Genomic DNA, 2106 nt, shown 5'->3' with positions numbered 1-2106 from the left:
GGGGCGACGGGTTTGGGTTAGTTTGACTTTTATGCCTCTTCGATCCGCACCAGCAACGCCTCGACCTGCACCTGTGCCCCTGCGACGGCGTTGAGCTCGGCCACCACGCCGTCGAATGGCGCGGTGAGTGTGTGCTCCATTTTCATCGCTTCGAGGGTGAGAAGTTTCTGCCCCTTGGTCACCGCCTGCCCTGTTGCCACATCGACCGCAATGATGCGGCCCGGCATGGGGGATAGGATCGTGCCATCGCCCGCAACCCCGCCATGCGCACCCTCATGGCGGTCGAGCGTGTAGCGGCGCGCGAAACCGCCGGTGAAGGCGAGGACATCGCGCGCAGGTTCAGCGACGTTCACTTCGTTGAGCGACACGTCATAAACCGTGCCCGCATCGTCGCGTAGGCGCGCCACGGCATGGGGTGCAGCATTCATGCGGAAACCGAGCGCGCCGCTCCACGGCCCCTCGCCGGGGCTGGCCGCGAGCAGCGCTGCGACTTCGCTCAATTCGTCAACCTCGGCCTCGATCGGATGCACCAGTTCGTCGCCATCGCGCCCGATCAGGCCGGTATCCACATCGCCGGACAGGAATTCGGGGTGGCGCAGCAAATTGCCGAGGAAGCCCGCATTGGTCTTCACTGGCCAGACTTCGGTATCATCAATGCCCGCCTCCAGCCGCGATATGGCCTCGTCTCGCGTCGCGCCGTGGGCAATCAGCTTTGCGATCATCGGGTCGTAATAAGGGGAAACTTCGCCGCCCTGCTCCACCCCGGTATCGACGCGCAGACTTTCGGGCAGCGCCAGATGCTCCAGCTTGCCGATGGAGGGGAGGAAGCCCTTTTCGGGATCCTCGGCATAGAGCCGCGCCTCCATCGCCCAACCGTTGATGGCAAGCTGCTCCTGCGCCATCGGCAAGCGTTCGCCGCTCGCGATGCGCAGCTGCCATTCGACCAGATCCACGCCGGTAATCGCCTCGGTCACCGGATGTTCGACCTGCAGGCGGGTGTTCATTTCCATGAACCAGATGCGGTCGGCGCGCAGGCCTTCGCTGGCATCGGCAATGAACTCGATCGTGCCCGCACCGACATAATCGACTGCCTTGGCAGCGCGCACGGCCGCGGCGCATAAAGCTTCGCGCGTTGCGGCATCCATCCCCGGCGCAGGGGCTTCCTCGATCACCTTCTGGTGGCGGCGCTGGAGCGAGCAATCGCGCTCAAACAGGTGGACGATCTGGCCGTGGCTGTCACCGAACACCTGCACCTCGATATGGCGCGGGCGCTGGATATATTTCTCGATCAGGACATGGTCGTTGCCAAAGCTCGCCGCCGCCTCACGTCGGCAACTGGCGAGTGCATCGGCGAAATCCTCCGGCCGTTCGACCAGCCGCATCCCCTTGCCGCCGCCGCCCGCAACCGCCTTGATCAGCACTGGATAGCCGATGCCATCGGCCTGGATCGACAGGAAACCCGCATCCTGGTTGCTGCCCATATAGCCCGGCGTCACCGGAACGCCTGCCGCCTCCATCAACTGCTTGGCGGCGTCTTTCAGGCCCATTGCAGTGATGCTCGCCGGATTGGGGCCGACCCAGACCAGCCCCGCGCTGATCACGCGCGCCGCAAATTCGGCATTTTCAGAGAGAAAGCCATAGCCCGGATGGATCGCCTCCGCGCCGGTGACGCGAGCGATATCGATGATCTTGTCGCCAACCAGATAGCTTTCACGCGCGGCCGATGGCCCAATGTGCACGGCATCGTCCGCCATGCGCACATGCAGCGCATCGGCATCGGCATCCGAATAAACCGCAATGGTGCGGATACCCATGGCGCGCGCGGTACGGATGATCCGACAAGCGATTTCGCCCCGGTTGGCGATGAGGAGGGATTGGATCATAGTTCGTTCGATCTTGCGAAGGCGTTGCGTCGACGAACCATCGCGTTTCGTCGCTTATTTGCAAAAGCAGCAGTTCCACGCGCAATAAGATTTATCTCAACGATTTGCCAGATCGCAAATAATGTAAGCGAAAAACCCGCCGCAATAATTACAGAATCAAGTACAGAATGCAGCGCGATATTTTTACCAAATACTAGAATTACAAACTTATGACTATGGTTAT

The 2106-nt window shown here is 61.5% G+C and carries 2 protein-coding genes; both read right to left on the bottom strand.

The window, feature by feature from the left end; genetic code table 11:
- Nucleotides 1-29 precede the first annotated feature (29 nt).
- Nucleotides 30-1883, bottom strand: coding sequence for an acetyl/propionyl/methylcrotonyl-CoA carboxylase subunit alpha (locus tag ABL922_RS14675; RefSeq protein WP_349024950.1), 1854 nt, complete (start codon nucleotides 1881-1883; stop codon nucleotides 30-32).
- Nucleotides 1880-2106: hypothetical protein (locus tag ABL922_RS14670; RefSeq protein ID WP_349024949.1), on the bottom strand; the 227-nt coding region annotated here is incomplete at its 5' end. The genes ABL922_RS14670 and ABL922_RS14675, both read right to left, overlap by 4 nt.

It is taken from the genome of Sphingorhabdus sp. (assembly GCF_040079335.1).
Taxonomy (GTDB): domain Bacteria; phylum Pseudomonadota; class Alphaproteobacteria; order Sphingomonadales; family Sphingomonadaceae; genus Sphingorhabdus_B.
This window is presented reverse-complemented; position numbering and strand designations above follow the sequence as displayed.